This is a genomic window from Chromatiales bacterium (assembly GCA_014762505.1).
In the GTDB taxonomy this organism is placed as follows: domain Bacteria; phylum Pseudomonadota; class Gammaproteobacteria; order SpSt-1174; family SpSt-1174; genus SpSt-1174.
The window spans coordinates 18687-40941 of record JABURS010000038.1 but is presented as its reverse complement, the minus strand read 5'-3'; the positions used below and the strand labels follow the sequence as shown (position 1 = coordinate 40941).

Here is a 22255-nt window from a genome sequence, read left to right as displayed (position 1 = left end):
TCCTCCTGCCGGATGCCTGTCATCATGGGTTGCGATCGCATGCGTAAACCCTCACTGGATCAGGTTAGCGGCGGCTGGCCCGCAGACTTGAGCGGGGTATCCGTCACGGCCGCCACGCGGGCGGCGAACTCGGGGCGCTCGAGGATGCCGAGGATCTTCTCGGCATAGCGCGGATCGGTGGCATAGCCGGCGCGGGCCAGCCCCTCCACGTAGCCGCGGGCATCGGTGGCGCGGCTCAGGGCCTCGCCGTAGCGCGGGTTGTCCTGGATGAAGCGGGCATAGTCGTCGAAGGCCTCTCCCAGGCTGCCGTAGCTGCGGAACTCGGCACGCTGACGCTCGGCCACGCCGTCAACGTATTCCAGGGTGGAGACGCCCACCCGTTCGCCAGCCCAGCGACCGTCGGCCTTGATACCGAACAGGTTGAAGCTGGCCGCACCATCGGCATGGCGGATCTGGTGCCGGCCCCAGCCGGATTCCAGTGCCGCCTGGGCCACCAGCACCTCGGGTGCCACGCCCAGGGCCTGGGCCGCACGCTGCGCATGTGGCCAGACGTCGGCCACGAACTGCTGCGCATCCTGCGGCTGCCAGTCGGCCGTGACCGCCGGGGACACCGGGGCGGCCGACGGCGTGGCCGCGGCCGGCTGCCCGGCGCCGAGCACGGCCAGGCGCTGGGCGAAGCCCGGCATGGCCGTGCGCGCCGGTACGGCCCGGGCGTCGGCCATCGGCGCGCCCGGTGCATTGCCAGCCCCGGCGGCCTCGCCGCCCAGCTGGCGGTAGATCACGTCGGCCAGGCCGATACCGCCGCCCTGGGCGAGCCTGAGCCCGATCTGCTTGTCGTACATCTCCTGGTAGAGCTGCACCTGGTCGTTGTCGAGCAGCTTGTCCTCGCCGCCGATGCTGCCGGCCGCCTCGCGCATGGACTGCAGCATCATCTGCAGAAACAGCGCCTCGAACTGGCGTGCCGTTTCGCGCAGGGCCTCCGGGCTGCGCTCGCGCGCACCGGCCTTGAGCGCGGCCAGGCCGCCAAGGTCGGTGTAGTTCTGCGCTGCCTGGAAGTCCGCGACCACTAGATCACCACCAGCTCCGCGCGCAGGGCACCGGCCTGCTTGAGGGCCTCGAGGATGGCCGCGAGGTCGCCCGGTGCGGCCCCCACCTGGTTCACGGCGCGCACGATCTCATCCAGGGTGACACCCGGCTGGAACAGGAACATGCGGTTGTCTTCCTCGGCGATCTCCACCTGCGACTGCGGCACCACCGCCGTCTCGCCGCCGGCGAGCGGACCGGGCTGACTGACACCGAGGCTCTCGGAGATGGTGACGGTGAGGCTGCCGTGGGAGATGGCCGCCGGCATCACGCGCACGTTGCTGCCGATGACCACGGTGCCGGTACGCGAGTTGACGATGACGCGCGCGGGCGCATCGCCCGGCTGCAGTTCGAGGTTCTCCAGCATGGAGACATAGGAGACGCGCTGCGAACTGTCCTGCGGTGCGAGCACCCGCACCGAGGCGCCGTCCAGGGCCTGGGCCGTGCCCTGCCCCATGGTCTCGTTGATGGCATCCACCAGGCGGTGCGCGGTGGTGAAGTCCGGCTGATGCAGGTTGAGCACCAGGCTGTCGCCCTGGCTGAAGGCGCTGGGCACGGCGCGCTCCACCGTGGCGCCATTGGGGATGCGGCCTGCGCTCTTGATGTTGACCGAGATGCTGGAACCGTCGGCGCCTTCCGCGCCGAAGCCGCTCACCACCAGGTTGCCCTGGGCCACGGCATAGACCTGCCCGTCGGCCCCCTTGAGCGGTGTGAGCACCAGGGTGCCGCCACGCAGGCTCTTGGCATTGGCGATGGAGGAGACGGTGATGTCGATGGTCTGGCCCGGCTTGACGAAGGGCGGCAGGTCGGCCGTGACCATCACCGCGGCGACGTTCTTGAGCTGCGGGTTGCTGCCCGGCGGCAGCGTAATACCGAGCTGCTGCAGCATGTTCTGCAGGCTCTGCGTGGTGAACGGCGCCTGGGTGGTCTGGTCGCCGGTACCGTCGAGGCCGACCACCAGGCCGTAACCGACCAGCTGGTTGCTGCGTACCCCGGCCACGCTGGCCAGGTCCTTGATGCGTTCGGCCTGGGCGGCGCCAGCGCCGATCAGCAGCAGGCAGAGCGTGATGATGCGTAGCGTTGCGTTCATGTCGGGTTCCGCCTCAGAAGGGCCAGATGGGGCTGTTGAAGAAGCGCGACAGCCAGCCCTGCGCGTTGGCATCGGCGAGTGCGCCCTTGCCGCGATAGGCGATGTTGGCATTGCCGAGCTTGGTGGAGATCACGCTGTTGTCGTTCTGGATGTCCTGCGGACGCACCACGCCCGTGACCTTGATCTGTTCCTCGCCCTGGTTGATGCCGATCCACTTCTCGCCTTCGACGACCAGGTTGCCGTTGGGCAGCACGTCCACCACGACCACGGTGATGGCGCCGTCGAGCTGGTTGCGCTGGCTGCTGCCGCCCTCGCCGTCGAAGCTGCGCGAGCCCTCGATGTCGGCGCTGAGGATGGCCCGGCCATTGCGCGTGATCGGCTCGCCGAAGATGCTCGGCGCGGCCATGCCCACCGAGGAATCCTTGGAGGTGGAGGTGCTGGCCGACTTGCTTGCCTGGGTGCGTTCCACCAGCACCACGGTGAGGATGTCGCCCACGTTGCGGGCGCGCGCATCCTCGTAGAGGAACATGGACTGCCGGGCCTGATAGATGGAACCGTTCGCCTCCGGCGCCGGCTGTTCGGCCACCTGCGGACGCGACAGCTTGGGCTCGTCCATGCGCGCGTTCATGGTGGAGCAGCCGCTGGCCAGCAGGGCCAGGGGCAGCAGGAGTAGGGCGAAGGGTTTCATCGTTATGGCCTCAGTGCATGCCTGGATGGTCAGGCCTAGATGGTCTGGTTGATGAACTGCAGCATCTGGTCGGCGGTGGAGATGGCCTTGGAATTCATCTCGTAGGCGCGCTGCGTCTCGATCATGTTCACCAGTTCTTCCACCACGTTCACGTTCGAGGTCTCCAGCATGCCCTGATTCACCGCACCCAGACCGTTTATGTTGGGGTTGCCGGTCTGCGGGGCGCCACTGGCAGCGGTTTCCAGGAACAGGTTGTTGCCGATGGGCTGCAGGCCGGAGGGGTTGATGAAGTCGCTGATCTGCACCTGGCCGATCTGGGCCGGCGCGTTGTCGCCGGCGATCTGCACGGTGACGATGCCGTCCTCGCCGATGGTGATGGTCTGCGCACCCTGCGGCACGTTGATGGCCGGCTCCAGCTGGTAGCCGTTGGAGGTGACCATCTGGCCATCGGCATTCAGCTGGAAGGAACCATCGCGCGTGTAGGCGATGTTGCCGTCGGGCATCAGGATCTGGAAGAAACCGCGCCCGGAGATGGCCAGGTCCAGCGAGTTGCCGGTCTGGGTGAGGTTGCCCTGGGTATGCAGCTTCTCGGTGGCGACGGTGCGCACGCCGGTGCCCAGCGCAAGCCCGGTGGGCAGCTGGGTGTCCTGCGTGTTCTGCGCGCCGACCTGGCGGATGTTCTGGTAGATCAGGTCCTGGAATACCGCGCGGTCGCGCTTGAAGCCGGTGGTATTCACGTTGGCCAGGTTGTTGGAGATGGTGTTCATGCGCGTCTGCTGCGCATCAAGACCGGTCTTGGCTACCCACATCGAAGGATTCATGTCGTTATCTCCCCTGCCTCGTCCTAGCCGAAGCGGATCAGTTGCGAGGCCGACTCGTCGATCTGTTCGGCCGTCTTCATCATCTTCACCTGCAGCTCGTACTGGCGGGCGAGCTGGATCATGTCCACCATCGCGTCCACGCCGTTCACGTTGCTGCCCTCGATCGCACCACCCACCAGCTGCACCTGGGCATCCGGCGGGAAGGGCTGACCATCGGCCATGCGCAGCAGGCCGTCTTCACCCTTTTGCAGTTCTTCCAGCGGCGGATTCACCAGCTTGATGCGATCCACCACCGCCAGCGCATTGCTGGGCTGACCGAGACCGCGTACGCTGATCGTGCCATCGGCGCCGATGGTAAGCGTCTCGTACTCGGGAATGGCGATCGGACCGCCCTCGCCCAGCACCGGATGGCCGGCTCCGTTGGTGAGGATGCCGGCGCTGCTCACGCGCAGGTCGCCGGCACGGGTGTAGGCCTCGGTGCCATCCGGGGCCTGCACGGCGATGAAGCCGTCACCCTGAATGGCCACATCGAGATCGCGCCCCGTCTGCTGGATCGGTCCGGGCGTGAAGTCCACGCCCTGCCCCTGCTCCAGCGCGTAGGCGCGACTCTCGAACACCGGACCGCGCACCTGCAGGGACATGAAGCTCTCCAGGTCCTTGCGAAAACCCGTGGTGCTGATGTTGGCGAGGTTATGCGCGTTGACGCCCTGCGCCAGCATCGTCTCCCGAGCGCCGGACATCGCGACATAGAGCATGCGATCCATGGTGGGCTACCTCGTGACCTAGCGGATGTTGATGATGGTCTGCGTGACCGTATCGGCCGTGCTGATCACCTGCGCGTTCGCCTGGTAGTTGCGCTGCGCGGTGATGAGCTTGACCAGCTGCTGGGCGATGTCGACGTTGGAGGTCTCCAGGCCACCCGACTGGATCAGACCGAAACTGGCCGAGCCGGCCTCGCCGAGCTGCGGTGCACCGGCGGCGAAGGTCTCGCCCCAGGAATTGTCACCCAGCTGCTGCAGTCCCTGCGGGTTGGAGAAGTTGGCCAGCGCCACCTTGCCCAGGGCCTCGGCCTGGCCATTGGTGAAGCGCGCGAAGACCACGCCCTCTTCATCGATATCGATGCTGCTCAGGCGGCCGGTGGTGTAGCCGTCCTGCACCAGCGCGCTGACGTTGTAGCCCGCGCCATACTGGGTGCTGTTGCCGAGATCCAGTTCGAGATCCAGCGGATCGGCGCCGGTGATACCGGCCAGGTTAACTGCATCGAAATCGATCAGGCCGCCGGTATTGATGCTGCCATCGGCATTGAAGGTCACCGCACTTTCCTGGTTACCACCGATCGGCAGATCGGTCGTCACACCACCCGGCGAGTTGAGCTGGGCACGCACGTCCCAGGTGTTGGCGGCCGTCTTCTGGAAGTACATGTTGACGGTATGCGAGATGCCCAGCGAGTCGTACACCGTCACCGAGGTGGAGTAGTTGAAGGTGTTCGGGTCGGCGGGATCGATATCGGCCCCGGCCGCACCCGTGGCGGCATCGTCCGCCTGCAGGTTCAGCGTGGCATTAATGGCCGTGCTCGCCGCCGGCTGGCCGGCATTGGTGGAAAGCTGCAGATCGCTCAGCGTACCGGTATTGAACACGCTGCCCGACGGGTCCAGCGCCTCGTACACCTGCAGGCGACGGTTCTGCGCATCCACCAGGTAGCCGGAACGGTCCACCTGCAGGGCGCCGTTGCGGCTGTAGTTGTTCACGCCGTTGTTGTTGTAGACGAAGAAGCCCTGGCCGTTGACAGCGATGTCCAGGCCGTTGCCGGTGGGGTCGACGTTACCCTGCGTGAACTGCTGGGTGACGGCCGCCAGGCGCGTGCCACCGCCGATGGCCGTGTTGCTGATACCGCCGAAGGAGACGGCGAAGACATCGGCGAACTCGGCACGCGACTCCTTGAAGCCGACGGTGCTGGCGTTGGCGATGTTGTTGCCCGTGACCTTGAGGTCAGAGGATGCGGCGCTCAGGCCACTCAGTGCGATTTGAAACGGCATATCTCAACCCTCCGCGATTAACCGATCTTTCGCACATCGGCGAAAGCGACATTACCCAGTCCGGTGACGTCCAGCGACAGTCCGCCGGCCCGGCTATCCATCAACACACTCTCCACCCGCGCGGCCACCATCACATCAGAGGCCTCGGTCTTGCCGGCCGAGTTCACCTCGGCGCGCAGCGTGTATTCACCGGCAGGCATCACCTCGCCCCGGTTGTTGCGACCATCCCAGGTGAATTCGGCAAAGCCGGCACCCTGCGGACCCAGCGTCATGCGGCGAACTTCCTGGCCCGCCTGGTCGTAGATGCCGACCACCACGTCGGTGGCCGGATAGGGCACGTCCACCGCACCGCTGATCGTGCCATCGGCATTCGTCGGCGCCGACTGCACCGGCACCAGCACCTCGCGATCCAGCAGCGAGGCCGCCTGCAGCGCCTGGTTGGAGGCCAGCGAACCCGACAGCGAGCTGAAGGACTTCTGCAGGTCCTCGATCCCGGACACGGTGCCGAACTGGGCGAGCTGGCCGAGGAAGTCACCGCTTTCCATCGGCTTGAAGGGGTCCTGGTTGGCGAGCTGCACGGTCATGAGGTTGAGAAAATCCTCCTGTCCCAGGCGATCCTTCTTGCCGCCGTCCAAGCGGTTGGCATAACCGAGTTCGGTGTAGAGCTGGCTGTTGTCGATGCTGGTCATGAGGACTCCTTACTGCTGGCCGAGACGCAGGGTGCTCAGCATCAACCGCTTCACGGTATTGAGCACGTCCACGTTGGTCTGGTAATTGCGCGAGGCGGACATCATGTCGGCCATCTGCTCCACCACGTTCACGTTGGAGCGATAGATGTAGCCCTCGGCATTCGCCTGCGGATGACTGGGCGCGTATTCCTGCATGGGCTCGGCCTGACTCTCGCGAATCCCGGTGACGCGTACCGGTACCTTGCCCGTGTTCTGACCCATGCTGTCGAGCACGGCCTGGAATACCGGCTGCTTGGCCCTGTAGGCGCCCTCGGGCGTGGGGCTGACCACATCGACGTTGGCCATGTTGCTGGCCACCGTGTTGAGGCGCACCGACTGGGCGCTCATGGCCGAGCCGGAGATATCGAAGATGGAAAACGATGCCATGGATTACTCTCCCCGCAGTACGCTGCGCAGGCCGTTGATCTTGCTGTTGAGGAAGCTCATGGTCGCCTCGTAACGCGCGGCGTTCTCGGCAAAGGCGGCATTCTCGAGCTGCGGGTCGACGGTGTTGCCGTCCAGGGAGGGCTGCGTGGGCACGCGGTACTTGACCTCGGCCCCGAGCACGCCATCGGCCACCGGCATGTGCAAGGCATGCGTGGTACGCAGGTTCACACCCTGCGACGCCTGTGCCTCGCTCAGTGCAGCGCGAAAATCGATGTCGCGGGCCTTGTAACCGGGGGTGTCGGCGTTGGCGAGGTTCGATGCCATCAGTTCCATGCGCTGCGAACGCAGCTTGAGTGCGTCGTCGTGGATACCGAAATGGTTGTCGATGCTCAGTCGCATGTCGTTCTCTCCTCCGACCGGAAACGTCGGGCTCGACTGGGCAGCAGCAAGAGCCGTGCCAGAGGATGACATGCGAGAAAAAACAGGGGGTTAGACAGAGTCCGCCATGTGGGCGGCAAGCAAAGCGGCAAAAATCCGCCGCCTGGCGGCAAGGCAGGTGTCAGACAAACTAGCGGCCGTGATGGGAAAAACTTTAGGGAGCGAGTCGCAAGTTACAAGTCGCAAGTCGTTTGTGGCGGACGTTGCCCGCCATTTTGTTGAACTTGCGGCTTGCGACTATTTTTTCCGGTACATCACGCCTGGATTGCAGCGCACCATCTCGAAGGAGGAGGACAGGCCGGCCATGGACTCGGAGGCGCCGAGGAAGAGGATGCCGCCGGGATTGAGACATTGCCCCAGGCGTTCGACGATGTCGCGCTTGAGGTCGACTGAGAAGTAGATGAGCACGTTGCGGCAGAAGATGATGTCGAACTTCCCCATGGCGGAATAGCTCTGCAGCAGGTTGAGTGCGCGGAAGCTCACCCGCTGGCGGATCTCGGGACGCACCTCGAACCGGCCTTCGGGGGTGGCGGTGAAGTAACGCTGCTTGCGCTCCGGCGACAGCCCGCGCGCGATGGAGAGGACATCGTAACGAGCGGTGGCCGCCTCGCGCAGCACCGCTGGCGAGATGTCGGTGCCGACGATCTGCACCGGGGCCTTGAGACGACCGGGCTGGGCCTGCAGGTATTCCTGGGTGGCGATGCTCAGAGAATACGGCTCCTGACCGGTGGAACAGGCCGCGCACCAGATCTTCACGCTGGAACCGTTCTTCGCCGCCAGCTCGGGCAGGAGCTGGTTCCGGTAGATCTCGAAGGGGAAGCCGTCACGAAACCAGAAAGTCTCGTTGGTGGTCATGGCCTCGATCACCCGGTCCTGCAGGGCGGAGGCACGGCCGGTACGCAGCTGCGCCAGCAGCTCGCTCACCGAACTCACGCCGAACTCCTCCAGCAGGCCGATCAGCCGACTGGTGACGAGGTAGTGCTTGTTTTCACCAAGCACGATGCCGCAGGTCTTCTGCAGGAATTCCTGGAAGATCCTGTACTCTTCTGGCGACAGCGTTCTGTCGGCTACCACGGCAACTCCTGGCATGGGAACGGACACCGGACGGCTTCCCCGACTGACAACACCGGGAAATTCATGCGTGGATTGAAACCGGACGACTCACTCGGCCGCCTCTTCCGCCTGGACGTGGTCCAGGACGGTCTGCGCCATCTCGTCGGCCTTGAACTTGGACAGCCAGTAGTTGGCCCCCACCTTTTCCACCATGGAGGTATTGAACACGCCGCTGAGCGAGGAATGCAACATCACCGGCAGGTCCTTGAGCTTCGGGTCGCGCCGGATCTCCGTGGTCAGCGTGTAGCCGTCCATCTCCGGCATCTCGATATCGGACACCAGCATGTCGATCTCGTCGCGCACGTCCCCGGCCTCTGCCCAGCGTCGCAGCTGCTCCAGGGCCTCGCGCCCGTTGCGCACCAGCACGCATTCGATCTCCACCTGTTCGAGCGCGCGCCGAACCTGGTTGATCGCCACCGTGGAATCATCCGCCACCAGCACGCGGCGCCTGGCGCGCCCGCCGTGGCGCACCTGCTCGCGCACGGAGTCGGAGACCTCCATCTTCATGCCGATGACCTCGGCCACCACCTTCTCCACGTCGACGATCTCCACCAGCTCATCGTCCACGCGGGTGACGGCCGTCATGTAGCCCTTGTGCTCCATGCCCTTGGGCGGCGGCTTGATCTCTTCCCAGTTCATGTTGACGATGCGGTCCACACCATCCACGAGGAAGCCCTGCACGCTGCGGTTGAACTCGGTGAGAATGACGAAGTGCTCGCGGGGATTCTCGATCGGCCGCATGCGCAGGGCCTGGGCAAGATCGATCACCGGCAGCGTCTGCCCGCGGATGTTGGCCATGCCGCGCACCACCGCGCTGGCATTCGGATGCCGGGTCAATGCAGGACAGGGAATGACCTCGCGCACCTTGAATACGTTGATGCCGAAGCGCTGCCGGCCGCCCAGCCTGAAGAGCAACAGCTCCATCCGGTTCTGGCCCACCAGCTGGGTACGCTGGTTCACGCCATCGAGTACGCCTGCCATGTCATCGCTCCTGGATCGTTTGGTTGTTCTGTGTTGCCCTGTATCGGCTGCCACCACACAAGCTTGAATCGGCACGCAACTTGCAAGTCCAGATGCAAAACCAGTACGGGGGATTCGATCCATGAACAGTCATTTTATACACGGAATTCACGACAGCGTCGCCTGATGATGCAGAAAACCTCCAGAAAATCCGCGAGCTTGCACGCCTGTGCGGAAAATCATCGCCGGCGGCAGACAGGCGTCAAGATTTCCGCGACGGTCGCCGCGCGCGATGACCGGGTACGGAGGAAAGCGTCAAGTTCCCGTCGCCTGGCCGGTGCCCTGGCCCTGCTCGCCCTGCTGATGCCGGCCGCACCACTGCCGGCCTCGGCCCTGCAGGACCACGCCAGCATTCGCGAGGCGGCCCGCGACCACGCGGCGGCCTATCTGGAACAACAGGGCTACCGCTACGAGATCGAATCCATCCCGCTGGACCCGCGCCTGCGCCTGGCGGCCTGCGATGTGCCGCTGGAGGCCTATCTGCCGGCCGGCGGGCGCATCGGCGGCACCAGCACCATCGGCGTCCGCTGCACCGGCAGCACGCCCTGGAACCTCTTCGCCCAGGTCACGGCCCGCATCTACGCGGACGTGGCCGTGGCCGCCCGGCCATTGGCCCGCGGCGAATCACTCGGCCAGGCGGACGTGCGCCTGGAGGAACGCGACATCACGCGCCTGCCCGGCGGCTTTCTCACCTCGCTGGACGAGGTGCTGGGCATGGACGTACGCCGCCCCCTGGCCACCGGCCATGTGATCGATCGCGGTTCCGTACAGGCCCCCAACCTGATCCGCCGCGGCCAGGTGGTCACACTGGTGGCCGGCGGCGGGGGGGTGGAGATCCGTGCCAGCGGCAAGGCCCTGTCGGACGGCGCCGCCGGCGAGCGCATCCGGGTGCGTAACCTGCGTTCCGAGCGGGTGGTGGAAGGCGTGGTGAGTGCCGACGGCACGGTGCGGATGAACCCTTGAGGCGACAGCATGTACCGACCGACGAAGACGGGACACATTTTTACTAAAGATTTCACCGGCGCGGCCGATACACTGCCCTGTGAGGACCGCGTAATCGAGGAGGCCGAATACCATGTCCATTAAAATCAATGACTTGAACAATAGCCAGCCGCCGAGAATCGGCGACGGCAACCGCACCCAGGGACCGGCAGGCCAGGCGCCCGGCAAGGCCGAGGGCGAGACCCGCCAGCCCGCCGCCGGTGACCGCGTCACCCTGACCCAGACCGCCCAGCAGCTGCGCGAGCTCGAGGCCGAGGTCCGCAAGCAGCCGGTGGTCGACAACAACCGCGTGGAGGCCCTGCGCGCCGCCATCGCCAACGGCGAGTACCAGATCGACGCCACCCGCATCGCCGACCAGCTGATGCGTATCGAGGACGAGCTCTAAGGGCAACCGCATGGCCTCCCACTCCTCACCACGCGACACCCTCACCGCCCTGCTCTCGGCGCAGACCGCCCTGGCCGAACGCCTGCATGCCCTGCTGACACGGGAATACGACCTCCTCACCCATGTGACCACCGAGGCCCCTGACGACCTCGGCCGGCTGCTCGCCGACAAGCAGGTGCTGCTGGCCGAACTCGCCGAGGCCGACCGGCAGCTGCGCGAGACGCTGGCGGCGCAGCACCTGACGGCCGACAGCGCGGGCCTCGATGCCCTGCTGGCCCGGCTGGACGGCAGCGGCGGGCTGGCACGCAGCTGGCAACGGCTTGCCGCGCTGCTGCATGAATGCGAGACTCAGAACCTGACCAACGGTGGACTGGTCGAGCTGAGTCAGCGCCAGGTGCAGTTCGCACTCGACGTGCTGCGCGGGGAGACCACCGGCACGTCGACCTATGGCGCCGACGGCCACACGCGAAGCATCGGCCGCAGCCGCAGCATCGCCGAGGCCTGACGTCGCCGGACCGACCACCGGCACACACCATAACAACGATAACGGGAGCGTCGGCCCTGACGCATCCCCCGGGAACGGACAACACCATGGATCAGAAAGACCCGTCCGGCGTCTGGCTGACCTTGCAGCAGAACACCGACGTCGTCGAAGAACGACTGCGCATCGTCAATCTCGTCAAGCAACTCATCGAACACCGCGCCCTGGTCACCATCGGCCTGCCCGGCCACGACGCCACCTACAACAGCGCCGTGCTCGCCATCGACACCGACCGCGACCTCATCACCCTGGACGAACTCACCCCGCGTGAAGGGCACGAGCTGCTGCGCCAGACCGGCCATTGCAGCGTGTTCGGGCGGGTAAAAGGCGTGGGCATCTACTTCGAGGTCGACATCCGCGAGTTCGGCGAGGAACGCGGCATCGCCTGGTATCGCGCTCCAATGCCCTCGCTGATCTTTCACGGCCAGAAGCGCAACCACTACCGGATTCACGTCGGGCTCGGCACGCAGGCGCCGCTCAAGGTCGGCGACCAGGACAACCCCGCCCTGGCTGCCGGCCAGATGCGCGATCTTTCCATTGGCGGCGTGGGCGCATCCTTCCCCCTGAACGCCCCCATCGAGCAGGGCATGCAGTTGCCGCATTGCACGGTGGACCTGCCGGGCGTGGGCGTGATCGATTGCCAGCTGGAGGTGCGCTTCATCAAGCGCGACGAGGAACGGCGCGAACTCGTGGCCGGCCTGCAGTTCATCGAACTGCACCCACAGCATGAGCGCGCCGTGCAACGCTGCGTGTACATGCTCGAGCGTGACGAGATGCGTCGGCGCACTGCCCGCTGATCGCATCAATCGCGCCGAAAAACCCCGTCTTGCTGTGAAAATCGGCCCACGCGTAGTATAAACGACCTGCGGGTACCACCCGGCACGAGCAAGCAGGGTCCGGCCCGGAATAACAACCACAACCAGCGCACCCGATACCATGACCGAACAACTGGCCAGCAGCGTCTTTCCGCAGCTCATCCCGATCAAGGAACTGAGCGAAGCCAACCGTTCCGCCCTTGCCGCCAACGCCAGCGTGCAGGAACTGTCACCAGGTGCGCGCCTGTCGGCACGCGACGAGGCCGCGCACATGCTCTACCTGCTCGAGGGCAAGCTCGGTATGGCCTCGCAGGGACAGATCGCCGGCACGGTCGAGGGCGGCACACCGCGGGCCAACCTGCCCCTCTTCTCCGATCGCGGACAGCATGACTTCGCCATTGCCGAGACGACGGGCAGACTGCTGCGGGTGGACAAGGCACTGTTCAGCAAGCTGCTCAACGACGAGAACCTGTCCGGCTACGAGGTCGAGGCCGAGGTCGAGGTCAGCGAGACCGAGAGCGCGGTGTTCGCCGAGATCTATGCCGCCTACCAGGCCGAAAAACTGGAACTGCCGGCCATGCCGGAAGTGGCCCTGCGCCTGCGCGAGGCCGCCAGCGACCCGGATACCGGCATCCCGGAGATCGCCAGGATCATCCAGATGGACGCCGCCGTGGCGGGGGCCGTCCTGCATGCGGCCAACAGCCCGCTGTTTCGCGGCAGCAGCGAGATCAATACGGTGAAGGACGCGCTGGTGCGTCTTGGCCTGAAGACCACCCAGAGCCTGGCCACCACCATCGCCATGCGCCAGAGCTTCCAGGTGAAATCGCCGGCCATCAAGAAACGCATGCACCAGCTCTGGGAGCAGAGCGTGCACGTCTCGGCGCTGAGCTACATCATCGCCCGCCGCGTCGGCAAGCCCTTCGACCCGGAACGCGCCCTGCTGGCCGGCCTGCTCCATGCCATCGGCGGTGTACCCATCCTGCAGTACGTGGAGAAATCCGGCCTCGACCCGACCCCGGACGAACTCGATGCCGTCATCGGGAAGCTCTGCGCACCGATCGGCGTGCTGGTGATGAAATTCTGGAACTTCGACCCGGAGATCACCAGCGTGGTCGATGCCGCCGGCAACTGGCGCCGCGACACCGGCGAGGCAGCCGACTATACCGACATCGTGCTCGCCGCCCGTCGCTACAGCCTGGTCGGCACCCCGATGGAACCCCAGCTACCGGCGCTCAACGACATGCCCGTCTTCGCCAAGCTCGGCCTGGGCGACGCCAACGACGAAGGGCGCATCGAGGTACTGCAGGAGGCCGAGGGCGAGATCAACGGCATCAAGGCCATGCTCAACGCCTGAGCCCGGCCGGATGCGGTACCAGAGGGTCTTTGCGCCACAAAGCGGGCACACAGTCCACATGAGAGAAGGAGACTCGTAGGAGCGCCGCAAGGCGCGAACAGGGACGACAGCTTCGCCTGGTAGGGCAATCGCGCCTTGCGGCGCTCCTACAGGCCCATTGACACAGCTGCACACCGAACGATGCGCCGCGCCTACTCTATGGGCGCTCTGACCTCTGTGGCGATTGAACCCGGCTTCACGCCAGCCACCCCGTCTCCTCGTCTCTCCCCGTCGTCCGCGTATCGGCCTCGTGATAGTGCTCGATGGCCCGCACCAGTCGCGCATGATCCTGTTCGCCCTGGCCGCGCAGGTAGTGTTCAGCGGCCACCAGCACGTCTTCCAGGTAGCGCTGGCGGTAATGCAGATTGAGCAGCGCCCTGGCGATGTGCTGCGGGTCCTGCCCCTGCTCGCGCATGCGGGCGGCCTCCGCCAGGGCCTGCTTCAGCTCGTCGTCGGTCGGCTTTGACATCCACCCTCCATCGTCATTCTCGGACCGCCCGTGACCGGGCGTTTCATGGTCTACTCTGGTAGCATATACCACTTTCCACCGGCATCCGGCAGCGCCGGGATGACCGTCGTCAACCAGACTTGAATAAGCAGAGGTGTCTAGCGATGGGCAAGGACACAGTGACGGTGACCGACAACGCCACCGGCAAGCAGATCGAGCTCCCGGTGCTGCGGGGTAACATGGGTGCCCCGGCCATCGACGTACGCGGGCTGTCCCGCGAACTCGGGTATTACACCTATGATCCGGGCTTCATGTCCACGGCCAGCTGCCGCAGCGCCATCACCTTCATCGATGGCGAGCAGGGCGTGCTGATGTACCGCGGCTACCCGATCGAGGAGCTCGCCGAAAAGAGCAGCTATCTCGAGACCTGCTACCTGCTGCTCTACGGCCACATGCCGACGAAGTCGGAGCTCGACGAGTTCGACACCATCATCACCGAGCACACTATGGTGCAGGAAGCCGTACGCCGCTTCTACGACGGCTTCCGCCACGATGCCCACCCGATGGCCATCATGGTGGGCGTGGTCGGCGCGCTGTCGGCCTTCTACGCCGACTCCAGCGACGTGCACAACCCGCGCGTGCGCGAGATCGCGGCCCATCGCCTGATTGCCAAGATGCCGACCATCGCGGCCTGGAGCTACAAGTACTCGCTGGGCCAGCCCTTCATGTACCCGGACAACGCGCTGAGCTACACCGAGAACTTCCTGCGCATGATGTTCGCGGTGCCCACCGAGGACTTCAAACCGGACCCGCTCTTCACCAGGGCGATGGACCTGATCCTGATCCTGCATGCCGATCACGAACAGAATGCCTCGACCTCCACCGTGCGCCTGTCCGGCAGCTCCGAGGCAAATCCCTTCGCCGCGGTCTCCGCCGGCATCGCCTCGCTGTGGGGACCGCTGCATGGCGGGGCCAACGAGGCCGTGATCCGCATGCTGGAGGAGATCGTGGAATCCGGCGGCAAGGTCGAGGACTACGTGGCCCGCGCGAAGGACAAGGACGATCCCTTCCGCCTGATGGGCTTCGGGCATCGCATCTACAAGAACTACGACCCGCGCGCGAAGATCATTCGCAAGATGTGTCACGAGCTGCTGGCCCATCTCGGCACTGAGAATCAGCCACTGTTCGAGATCGCGCTGGAGCTGGAGCGGATCGCCGTGGAGGACGAGTACTTCCAGGAGCGCAAGCTCTACCCGAACGTCGATTTCTATTCCGGCATCATCCTGCGTGCCATGGGCATCCCGCTGAACATGTTCACCGTGATCTTCGCCCTGGCCCGCACCGTGGGCTGGATCTCGCACTGGAACGAGATGATGGAGGACCCGGAATCACGCATCGGCCGTCCGCGTCAGCTCTACACGGGCGAGGCCGCGCGCGAGTATGTGCCCATCGACCAGCGCGGCTGAGCCGGCCGGCTACCGCCCTCGGACACGCCCGCCTCGCGCGGGCGTGTTCGTTTTCATGCAGTGCCTGTCAGTGTCTCGCGCAAACGCGCCAGTTCACGATAGGCCTGGGTGATGACCGCCAGCGAGAACTGCGCGTTGGCCGGACTCGGGTTGGGACTCACGAACACCCGCGCCTCGCCGATACGCACCCCCTGCTCCCCCCAGTCACCGGCCGCCTCCGCATACCCGGCATGCACCAGGAACTGTCGCCAGGCCACCTTGCCATGGAACCAGACGATACGCGGCGCACAGCCCAGCAGCTTCTCGTTCAGGCGCGGCGCCTCGGCACGAAAATCGGCCGCGCGCAGGGCCGAGCCGCTGCGGGTCGGACGCTTGACCACATCGGTAAAACCGATACGGTCGCGCGCGAACAGGGTCTCCATGGCCGCGACACCAGGTTCAAGGGGTGCAGCGGGCAGACCGGAGGCATTCAGGGCGCGCCAGAAGCGGTTCTGGGGCGTGGCGAAGTAAAAGCCGGCCCGGGCCGCATTCACGGACGGATTGAGGCCTACCGAGACGATGTCGAGCCCTGGCGCCAGGTAGTCCGGCAGGGTCTTCATGATTCGAACAGCCCGAGCTGGTCGCCGCTTTGGGGCGGCGGCGCGAAGCGCGTGCAGTCGAGCCGGCGGATGCGCTGACTGCGGTTGAGTCCCAGGCGCCTGGTGGCCACCGCAAAGCGCTGGGCCACCAGGTCGGCCAGGGGCCCCTCGCCACGCATGCGACTGCCGAAGCGCGGGTCGTTCGCCCGCCCGCCGCGCAGGTCGCGCAGCAGGCTCATCACGTGGCCGGCGCGCAGCGGCACCTGGGCCTCCAGCCACTCCGGAAACAGTTCACGCAGCTCATGCGGCAGGCGCAGCATCACGTAGCCCGCCTCCCCCGCCCCGGCCTCTGCCGCCGCCGCCAGGATGGCCTCGATCTCGTGATCCGTGAGCCCGGGGATGATCGGGGCGACCAGCACCCCCACCGGCACACCCGCCCCGGCCAGCCGGGCGATCGTCTGCAGGCGCCGTACCGGCGAGGCGGCGCGCGGCTCCATGCGCCGGGCGAGATCTGTATCCAGGGTGGTGATGGAGATCATCACCTCGGCCAGCCCATCGGCGGCCATGGGCGCCAGCAGGTCCAGATCGCGTTCGATCAGCGCCGACTTGGTGATGAGGGAAACCGGCTGGCCGAAGTCGCGCATCACCGTGAGCAGCTGCCGGGTGATCTGCAGGCGCCGCTCCACCGGCTGGTAGGCATCGGTATTCACGCCCAGGGCAATGGGTTCACAGCGATAGCCGGGACGGCGCAACTCACTTGCCAGCAGCTCGGCCGCCCGGGGCTTGTAGAACAGCCGGCTCTCGAAATCGAGACCGGCGGAAAGACCGAGGTAGGTATGGCTGGGTCGGGCGAAGCAGTAGCTGCAGCCATGCTCGCAGCCCCGGTAGGGGTTGATCGACTGGCGAAAGGGGATATCCGGGGAGTCGTTGTGCGTGATCACGCTGCGCGCCCGATCCTCGATCAGCTCCGTGCGCAGGGGGGCGAGGTCTTCCTCCGCCCCGTCCCAGCCATCGGCGAAGGGCACGTGTTCCAGCGACTCGAAGCGCCCGTCGCGGTTGCTCTGCGCCCCACGCCCCTTCAGACCGGATCCCGTCCTCTTCGCCATCAGTCGGCGAATGGCCGCCTGTCGGCCGGCAGCAGCTGCTCCAGGCGACGGGCCAGCATGGCCACCAGGCGTTTGAAGGTGTCGAAGCTGCGCGCATCCAGCCGGCAGGCCGGGTTGCGACGGTCGGCATACAGCAGGCCGTAGGGTTCGCCATCGACAAACACCGACATGGCCATGAAGGAGGGCCCGTCGAGCAGCGCGCGCAATGTGGCAGGTACATGACCCCAGTATTTGCGGGCATTGTCCTCGTTGACCCAGACCGCCGAGGGCTTCTGCATCAGCGCACTGAAGAGGTTGGCCGGCTCCGGGGAGAACCGCAGGTGGTTGAAGTCGGGTTCATAATCCGTGCCGACCAGGGCCTCGGGGGCCAGGGTGCCATCGGCGAGCCGGCGGGCAAAGAACAGGCGGTTGAGTCCCAGGGCATCGCGCATCAGGTCCAGGGCCTGTGCCAGATAGCCGCCGGCTTCGCCTTCCCCGCGAGACAGGGTGGCCACGGCCGTGGCCAGACGATCGCCACGGGGGGCGAGACAAAAGGCCGCCGGCGCCTCGTGCGCGGTGCCAACGGCAGGTGGCTCGTCTCCCAGGAGCGCCAGCGGACGGATGCCGTAGTGGCCGGCGCGCTGGTTGAAACGCTCCAGCACCCGGTTGCTGCGCTCGACAAACGCCTCCCAGGGCAGGTCGAGGTACTGCCGGGCCATGTCCAGCAGGGCCCGGCAATGCGTCGCCTGCCAGCCGTGGGTGGCCTGGTAGGCGACCTGGGCGGCCAGCATCACACCCAGGGTGCGTGATTCCTGAGCATAGCGGGAGGACAGGCTCTCCACTGCAAGCTGCGGCAGGCCGTACGCCCTGGCCAGCGCGTGACCGAAACACTCGATACTGCCGCCAAACACCACATACTCGGCCTCCTCCGGCGTGGCGCCCGGGGTTTGACGCAGCGCCTCGAGCTGCATCATCTGCCCGGGAGACTGAAGCCAGAGGGTGATCCCGCCGATATGAGAGAAGAGGCCGGCCAGCGCCACCTCCTGGGGGGCGATATCGTGCCGGTGGCGAGCCCAGTCCTCGCAGATGAGCGAGGCCAGCCAGGAACGGGCGTAGAGCCGCCGCAGCTGGGTCTGGACATGGGTGTCCAGTGGCGCCGCGATGGTCGGCAGCTCGCGGGCCATGCCGGTCACGCGCTCCAGGCCGAGCAGCATCACGGTCTTGTCCAGGTCGACCACGTCCTCGTGGAAATGGCGCTGGCGATGTGCATTCGCCGTCTGCAGCAGCTTGAGGGCCATCCCGGGATCGAGCAGCAGCTCCTGGCCGATCTCGCGCATCGCCATGTCGTCCCGGGCGCGCAGGGCCTCGATGTGGGCAAGCGTCTCGGGCAGGATGGGAAGCTCGGTACGCAGGGCGTCTTCTACACGAGACTGCAGATCTTCTTCGGACATGGACTGGCGCTCGATACTCGCAAAAACTGAAGGTGCTGCTGGGTTATTATGAACGAATCTCGCACGTTTGATGCAACTTTACCGCTACACGGGAATGCCCGGTCTGCCAATCGCGGGTATCCGTTGCCCGTGAATCTTGGGTATCATGGCCCCCTGATCCGGCGACCGCCCTGCCGCGAGACGCTGGAACGACAGACCGCAACAACACGGAGAACCTGTTCGTGAACCTGATTCTTGGCGCCATTGTCGTCATGGTGTCCGTCCTCGGCGGCTTCATGGCTCACGGAGGAAAACTGCTGGCCATCTGGCAGCCCTTCGAAATCGTCATTATCTGCGGTGCCGCACTGGGTGCCTTCATCATCTCCAATTCGATGAAAGTGGTGATGCAGGTCATAAAGGGCATTCCCTCGCTGCTGGGTGGCTCCGTCTACAAGAAACAGGACTACATGGACCTGCTGGGCCTGATGTACGACCTCTTCAGCAAGGCGCGCAAGGAGGGCCTGATGGGGATCGAATCCGACATCGAGGAACCGGAGGAAAGCGCGGTCTTCCAGAAGTACCCCCGCATCCTAAAGAACCACCATGCCGTGGAATTCATCTCCGACTACATGCGCCTGGTGGTCAGCGGCAGCATGAACTCCTTCGAGCTCGACAACCTCATGGATGTCGAACTCGAGATCCATCACCACGAAGTTGCCGAGCCCGGACATGCCGTGCAGCGTGTCGCCGATGCCCTGCCCGCCTTCGGTATCGTGGCTGCTGTGCTCGGTATCGTGAACACCATGGAATCCATCGGCGGGCCCATCGAGCAGATCGGGGGCAAGGTGGCGGCGGCCCTGGTGGGCACCTTCCTCGGGATCCTGCTGGCCTACGGCTTCGTCGGCCCCATGAGCACGGCCCTGGAACGCCGCGCCGAGGAAGAGACCCGGTTCCTCACCTGCCTCAAGGCCTGCATCCTCGCCAACGTGCAGGGCTACAGCCCGCAGGTAGCCGTCGAGTTCGGTCGCAAGACCATGGCTTCCGGCCTGCGCCCGAGCTTCCAGGAGCTCGAGGAGCATCTCAAGGGCCAGCGGGGCTGATCAGTCTCAGGCGGAAGCGATGGAGGACAAGAAACAACCAATCGTCGTCAAGAAGGTCGTCAAGAAGGGCGGCCACCACGGCGGCGCGTGGAAGATCGCCTTCGCCGACTTCGCCACCGCCATGATGGCCTTCTTCCTGCTGCTGTGGATCCTGGGCTTCACCGACGAGACGCAGAAGGCCGCCATCTCCGAGTACTTCGAGAATCCGTCGCCCACCTTTGGTGCCAGCCCCAGGCCTTCGCCGAATGCCATCGACGGGCCGGGCGGCGCCAGCACCAGCATGATCGACCACGGTGGTTCCATGGAGCTTTACAGCGAACCGCCCTCCCCGGAGAGCATGGACGAGGAGACCATCGAGAAGCTGGCCGAGCAGGCCGAGGAGCGCAGGCTGGAAGAATTGCTGGCCGAGCTTGAGGCCGCCATCGAGAAGAGCCAGGCGCTACAGCCCTTCAAGGACCAGTTGTTGCTGGACATCACCCCCGAAGGTCTGCGCATCCAGATCGTCGACAAGGAAAACCGTTCCATGTTCGCCGTGGGCAGCGCCCGCCTGCAGCCCTATACCCGCGAGATCCTCCACGACATCGCCCAGGTGATCAACGACGTACCCAACCACATCAGCATCACCGGCCATACCGATGCCCGCCCCTACCCCGGCGAGAACTACGGCAACTGGGAACTCTCGGCCGACCGCGCCAACGCCGCCCGTCGCGAACTGGTCGCCGGCGGCCTGCAGCAGGACAAGGTCGGACGCGTGGTCGGCCTGGCCTCTTCCGTCCTGTTCGACAAGGCAGACCCCTACAACCCCATCAACCGGCGCATCAGCATCATCGTGATGAACAAGCGCACGGAAGAAGCGATCCAGCACGAAGGGCGGTGATAAAGTTACAAGCCGCAAACCTTCGTAGGTGCGCTGTTTATGCCCTCTGGGTGCAAGGCGCGATAGGAAAAGTACGGAGATCGCAGCTTGCGCAGCTCCTACGCGAAACACCGGCACCCGTAGGAGCGCCCGCAAGGCGCGATCGGGGAAGGCACGTCACCCAAGCATGGGTATCGCAGCTTGCGCAGCTCCTACGCGAAACATCGGCACCCGTAGGAGCGCCGCAAGGCACGATCGGGGTTAGCACTGCGACCAGACATGGGCATCGCAGCTCGCACCCAGAGGGCATAAACGCAGCTCCTACGCGACTTGTCAGACCGAATAGTGGATCAGGTGCTCGCTATCCGCGCCGATGGGCGCACCGAGGCTGATGATGCCGCTGCCGACGAGCACGATCTCGTCACGGCGCAGATGGACGTTTTCCCGCTCGGGGGTAGTGACATAGGTGCCGTTGCGGCTCTCGTCGATGAGTACGAAGTCCCCCATCCGCCACTCGATGCGGGCATGACGCCGGGACACATGGCTGGCATTCACCACCAGGTCGCAGTTGTCACCCCTACCAAGCACAAGACCATCCGCCTGGTCGTCGGTACGGATGGTCTTGTCACCCAGACGCAGTTGCAGGACATAATGCCGTTTGAAGAGTGACCGGATACGCGCCGAGAGTGCGCCCACCGGCCCACCCAGCTCGTCACGCTTGCGTTTCTGGTCCTCCTCGATGCGACGCCGTAAGCGGTCTCGCACCTCGGCCGGGACCTCCAGCTTCAGAAACCGGTTGGGCTTGCGCAGGATGTAGCGCCCAAGTTCGTCGAAAAAGGCCTCATCGATCTGTTCCGGGCGGATGCGATGGCGGGACTCGCCCATCTCTTCGTAGTTCTGGATCAGCAGCAGAATCGATTCGTTGCCGATGTCGGCCTCGAAGCGCAAGCGCACCGGTACGTGACCCGCGATATTGATCCAGACCCGGTGACCGATGCTGTTCTCTTCCAGTACCTGCGCATGATCCACCTTGAGTCCCTGCGCGCGTAACTGCGTGAGCCAGTTGTCGACCTGTCCGGGAATGCTCAGCTCGAAACGGTAATGGCGCCTGCTCTCCAGCAGACAGGAGAAGCTGACGCGCTGTGTACTCTGCGCGTCACCGTCACGCGAGACCCGGTAACCGCCCTGCAGCAGGCCCTCCAGTACGCCGACATCACGGATTCGAAAATCCACCGGCACCTTGGGTTGCACGACCTCCAGCTGCTGCACCAGCTCTGCGAGATAGGCATGCAGGCGCGCCAGGGTCGGCGAGAGCACGTCGCGCGCCTGCGCCAGGCGCTCGGCCTGCTGCTCGGCGGCGCGCGCCTCCTCGGCCTTGAGCTGCTCGGCCCGCTGCTTGAGTTCGTCCAGTACGCCCATGTAATCGTCTGTGCCCGCTGTTGCGGCTAGTCCTTTTCCCGGTCTTTCCAGGAAACGTCGATATTGCTGACGCGACGGTCAGGAATGTGGCGACGATCCCGGGTCACCAGGACGCCGTGGCTGTCGGTAAATGGCAGGGCTGGCATGGGTTGCCAGCCTCGCCGGTCTTCGCCGCTGCGCCGGTCCTTCAGCAGGGGGAACTCGCCGGTACCCTGGGAGGCCTGCATTTGCTCGAGGGCGCGCCGGATCGACGCCCGGATCTCGGTGGTCGACTGCCGCGTATCGGTATCATTGATGACGGTCTTGTCCCGGCGCTTGCTCATTAAGTTCTTC

At 65.4% G+C, this 22255-nt stretch carries 25 protein-coding genes; 8 read left to right on the top strand and 17 right to left on the bottom strand.

All coding sequences use genetic code 11. The features are described from left to right. Nucleotides 1-59: 59 nt before the first annotated feature. From flgJ to HUJ28_08950, 11 genes are all read right to left on the bottom strand, one after another. Entirely contained in the window at nt 60-1067 is a 1008-nt protein-coding gene (gene flgJ, locus HUJ28_09000) for a flagellar assembly peptidoglycan hydrolase FlgJ (protein MBD3619598.1), read from the bottom strand. Then, complete coding sequence (locus HUJ28_08995) at nt 1067-2173, bottom strand: flagellar basal body P-ring protein FlgI (protein ID MBD3619597.1); 1107 nt, start codon at nt 2171-2173, stop codon at nt 1067-1069. The genes flgJ and HUJ28_08995 overlap by 1 nt, the downstream gene beginning before the upstream one ends. A gap of 13 nt (nt 2174-2186) precedes the next feature. Continuing rightward, complete coding sequence (gene flgH, locus HUJ28_08990) at nt 2187-2861, bottom strand: flagellar basal body L-ring protein FlgH (protein ID MBD3619596.1); 675 nt, start codon at nt 2859-2861, stop codon at nt 2187-2189. A gap of 35 nt (nt 2862-2896) precedes the next feature. Next, a complete protein-coding gene (gene flgG, locus HUJ28_08985) occupies nt 2897-3682 on the bottom strand; it encodes a flagellar basal-body rod protein FlgG (protein ID MBD3619595.1) in 786 nt (261 codons plus the stop codon). 23 nt (nt 3683-3705) lie between these two features. Next, complete coding sequence (gene flgF, locus HUJ28_08980) at nt 3706-4446, bottom strand: flagellar basal-body rod protein FlgF (GenBank protein ID MBD3619594.1); 741 nt, start codon at nt 4444-4446, stop codon at nt 3706-3708. Between the two features lie 18 nt (nt 4447-4464). Continuing rightward, nucleotides 4465-5718, bottom strand: a complete 1254-nt coding sequence (gene flgE, locus HUJ28_08975; GenBank protein MBD3619593.1) for a flagellar hook protein FlgE — start codon at nt 5716-5718, stop codon at nt 4465-4467. Nucleotides 5719-5735: 17 nt separating this feature from the next. Then, nucleotides 5736-6407, bottom strand: coding sequence for a flagellar hook assembly protein FlgD (locus tag HUJ28_08970; GenBank protein MBD3619592.1), 672 nt, complete (start codon nt 6405-6407; stop codon nt 5736-5738). Between the two features lie 9 nt (nt 6408-6416). Continuing rightward, a complete protein-coding gene (gene flgC, locus HUJ28_08965; GenBank protein ID MBD3619591.1) occupies nt 6417-6833 on the bottom strand; it encodes a flagellar basal body rod protein FlgC in 417 nt (138 codons plus the stop codon). A 3-nt stretch (nt 6834-6836) separates the two neighbouring features. Beyond that, nucleotides 6837-7232, bottom strand: coding sequence for a flagellar basal body rod protein FlgB (flgB, locus tag HUJ28_08960; GenBank protein MBD3619590.1), 396 nt, complete (start codon nt 7230-7232; stop codon nt 6837-6839). Nucleotides 7233-7508: 276 nt separating this feature from the next. Further along, nucleotides 7509-8360, bottom strand: coding sequence for a protein-glutamate O-methyltransferase CheR (locus HUJ28_08955; protein ID MBD3619589.1), 852 nt, complete (start codon nt 8358-8360; stop codon nt 7509-7511). Nucleotides 8361-8432: 72 nt separating this feature from the next. Further along, a complete protein-coding gene (locus HUJ28_08950) occupies nt 8433-9365 on the bottom strand; it encodes a chemotaxis protein CheV (GenBank protein MBD3619588.1) in 933 nt (310 codons plus the stop codon). A gap of 165 nt (nt 9366-9530) precedes the next feature. Between HUJ28_08950 and flgA the strand changes: the two genes are divergently transcribed. The 5 genes from flgA (at nt 9531) to HUJ28_08925 (ending at nt 13501) form a co-directional block, all read left to right on the top strand. Continuing rightward, complete coding sequence (gene flgA / locus HUJ28_08945; GenBank protein ID MBD3619587.1) at nt 9531-10367, top strand: flagellar basal body P-ring formation protein FlgA; 837 nt, start codon at nt 9531-9533, stop codon at nt 10365-10367. Between the two features lie 112 nt (nt 10368-10479). Then, nucleotides 10480-10791: a flagellar biosynthesis anti-sigma factor FlgM gene (gene flgM / locus HUJ28_08940; GenBank protein ID MBD3619586.1), complete on the top strand. Its 312-nt coding sequence runs from the start codon at nt 10480-10482 to the stop codon at nt 10789-10791. A gap of 10 nt (nt 10792-10801) precedes the next feature. After that, the gene (locus tag HUJ28_08935; protein ID MBD3619585.1) at nt 10802-11296 is read left to right on the top strand and encodes a flagellar protein FlgN; all 495 of its coding nucleotides are present in this window, start codon (nt 10802-10804) and stop codon (nt 11294-11296) included. Nucleotides 11297-11382: 86 nt separating this feature from the next. Then, the gene (locus tag HUJ28_08930) at nt 11383-12129 is read left to right on the top strand and encodes a flagellar brake protein (GenBank protein MBD3619584.1); all 747 of its coding nucleotides are present in this window, start codon (nt 11383-11385) and stop codon (nt 12127-12129) included. Nucleotides 12130-12268: 139 nt separating this feature from the next. Continuing rightward, a complete protein-coding gene (locus HUJ28_08925; GenBank protein MBD3619583.1) occupies nt 12269-13501 on the top strand; it encodes an HDOD domain-containing protein in 1233 nt (410 codons plus the stop codon). Nucleotides 13502-13736: 235 nt separating this feature from the next. Here HUJ28_08925 and HUJ28_08920 read toward each other — a convergent pair whose 3' ends face one another. Next, a complete protein-coding gene (locus HUJ28_08920; GenBank protein MBD3619582.1) occupies nt 13737-14009 on the bottom strand; it encodes a hypothetical protein in 273 nt (90 codons plus the stop codon). A gap of 143 nt (nt 14010-14152) precedes the next feature. On the opposite strand from HUJ28_08920, the gene gltA reads away from it, so the two are divergent. Further along, a complete protein-coding gene (gene gltA, locus HUJ28_08915; protein ID MBD3619581.1) occupies nt 14153-15454 on the top strand; it encodes a citrate (Si)-synthase in 1302 nt (433 codons plus the stop codon). 53 nt (nt 15455-15507) lie between these two features. On the opposite strand, the gene HUJ28_08910 is transcribed toward gltA, so the two are convergent. From HUJ28_08910 to HUJ28_08900, 3 genes are read right to left on the bottom strand one after another with little or no spacing between them, the layout of a single operon-like run. After that, nucleotides 15508-16053, bottom strand: a complete 546-nt coding sequence (locus HUJ28_08910) for a mismatch-specific DNA-glycosylase (GenBank protein ID MBD3619580.1) — start codon at nt 16051-16053, stop codon at nt 15508-15510. Next, nucleotides 16050-17138: a PA0069 family radical SAM protein gene (locus HUJ28_08905; protein ID MBD3619579.1), complete on the bottom strand. Its 1089-nt coding sequence runs from the start codon at nt 17136-17138 to the stop codon at nt 16050-16052. The genes HUJ28_08910 and HUJ28_08905 overlap by 4 nt, the downstream gene beginning before the upstream one ends. Beyond that, nucleotides 17138-18568: an HDOD domain-containing protein gene (locus HUJ28_08900; GenBank protein ID MBD3619578.1), complete on the bottom strand. Its 1431-nt coding sequence runs from the start codon at nt 18566-18568 to the stop codon at nt 17138-17140. The genes HUJ28_08905 and HUJ28_08900 overlap by 1 nt, the downstream gene beginning before the upstream one ends. A 221-nt stretch (nt 18569-18789) precedes the next feature. On the opposite strand from HUJ28_08900, the gene motA reads away from it, so the two are divergent. Both motA and motB read left to right on the top strand, forming a co-directional pair. Further along, complete coding sequence (gene motA, locus HUJ28_08895; GenBank protein ID MBD3619577.1) at nt 18790-19647, top strand: flagellar motor stator protein MotA; 858 nt, start codon at nt 18790-18792, stop codon at nt 19645-19647. A gap of 19 nt (nt 19648-19666) precedes the next feature. Next, nucleotides 19667-20524 carry a flagellar motor protein MotB gene (gene motB, locus HUJ28_08890; GenBank protein ID MBD3619576.1) on the top strand — a complete coding sequence of 286 codons (858 nt, stop codon included), beginning with the start codon at nt 19667-19669 and terminating at the stop codon, nt 20522-20524. 312 nt (nt 20525-20836) lie between these two features. Here motB and HUJ28_08885 read toward each other — a convergent pair whose 3' ends face one another. Both HUJ28_08885 and HUJ28_08880 read right to left on the bottom strand, forming a co-directional pair. Continuing rightward, a complete protein-coding gene (locus HUJ28_08885) occupies nt 20837-21922 on the bottom strand; it encodes an FHA domain-containing protein (protein ID MBD3619575.1) in 1086 nt (361 codons plus the stop codon). Nucleotides 21923-21948: 26 nt separating this feature from the next. Continuing rightward, nucleotides 21949-22245, bottom strand: a complete 297-nt coding sequence (locus tag HUJ28_08880; GenBank protein ID MBD3619574.1) for a hypothetical protein — start codon at nt 22243-22245, stop codon at nt 21949-21951. Between the last annotated feature and the right edge of the window lie 10 nt (nt 22246-22255).

Coding starts and splice junctions, on each gene's coding strand:
- HUJ28_08995 (MBD3619597.1), bottom strand. CDS start 2,173: ATGAACGCAACGCTACGCATCATCACGCTCTGCCTGCTGCTGATCGGC.
- flgH (MBD3619596.1), bottom strand. CDS start 2,861: ATGAAACCCTTCGCCCTACTCCTGCTGCCCCTGGCCCTGCTGGCCAGC.
- flgG (MBD3619595.1), bottom strand. CDS start 3,682: ATGAATCCTTCGATGTGGGTAGCCAAGACCGGTCTTGATGCGCAGCAG.
- flgF (MBD3619594.1), bottom strand. CDS start 4,446: ATGGATCGCATGCTCTATGTCGCGATGTCCGGCGCTCGGGAGACGATG.
- flgE (MBD3619593.1), bottom strand. CDS start 5,718: ATGCCGTTTCAAATCGCACTGAGTGGCCTGAGCGCCGCATCCTCTGAC.
- HUJ28_08970 (MBD3619592.1), bottom strand. CDS start 6,407: ATGACCAGCATCGACAACAGCCAGCTCTACACCGAACTCGGTTATGCC.
- flgC (MBD3619591.1), bottom strand. CDS start 6,833: ATGGCATCGTTTTCCATCTTCGATATCTCCGGCTCGGCCATGAGCGCC.
- flgB (MBD3619590.1), bottom strand. CDS start 7,232: ATGCGACTGAGCATCGACAACCATTTCGGTATCCACGACGACGCACTC.
- HUJ28_08955 (MBD3619589.1), bottom strand. CDS start 8,360: ATGCCAGGAGTTGCCGTGGTAGCCGACAGAACGCTGTCGCCAGAAGAG.
- HUJ28_08950 (MBD3619588.1), bottom strand. CDS start 9,365: ATGGCAGGCGTACTCGATGGCGTGAACCAGCGTACCCAGCTGGTGGGC.
- flgA (MBD3619587.1), top strand. CDS start 9,531: ATGATGCAGAAAACCTCCAGAAAATCCGCGAGCTTGCACGCCTGTGCG.
- flgM (MBD3619586.1), top strand. CDS start 10,480: ATGTCCATTAAAATCAATGACTTGAACAATAGCCAGCCGCCGAGAATC.
- HUJ28_08935 (MBD3619585.1), top strand. CDS start 10,802: ATGGCCTCCCACTCCTCACCACGCGACACCCTCACCGCCCTGCTCTCG.
- HUJ28_08930 (MBD3619584.1), top strand. CDS start 11,383: ATGGATCAGAAAGACCCGTCCGGCGTCTGGCTGACCTTGCAGCAGAAC.
- HUJ28_08925 (MBD3619583.1), top strand. CDS start 12,269: ATGACCGAACAACTGGCCAGCAGCGTCTTTCCGCAGCTCATCCCGATC.
- HUJ28_08920 (MBD3619582.1), bottom strand. CDS start 14,009: ATGTCAAAGCCGACCGACGACGAGCTGAAGCAGGCCCTGGCGGAGGCC.
- gltA (MBD3619581.1), top strand. CDS start 14,153: ATGGGCAAGGACACAGTGACGGTGACCGACAACGCCACCGGCAAGCAG.
- HUJ28_08910 (MBD3619580.1), bottom strand. CDS start 16,053: ATGAAGACCCTGCCGGACTACCTGGCGCCAGGGCTCGACATCGTCTCG.
- HUJ28_08905 (MBD3619579.1), bottom strand. CDS start 17,138: ATGGCGAAGAGGACGGGATCCGGTCTGAAGGGGCGTGGGGCGCAGAGC.
- HUJ28_08900 (MBD3619578.1), bottom strand. CDS start 18,568: ATGTCCGAAGAAGATCTGCAGTCTCGTGTAGAAGACGCCCTGCGTACC.
- motB (MBD3619576.1), top strand. CDS start 19,667: ATGGAGGACAAGAAACAACCAATCGTCGTCAAGAAGGTCGTCAAGAAG.
- HUJ28_08885 (MBD3619575.1), bottom strand. CDS start 21,922: ATGGGCGTACTGGACGAACTCAAGCAGCGGGCCGAGCAGCTCAAGGCC.
- HUJ28_08880 (MBD3619574.1), bottom strand. CDS start 22,245: ATGAGCAAGCGCCGGGACAAGACCGTCATCAATGATACCGATACGCGG.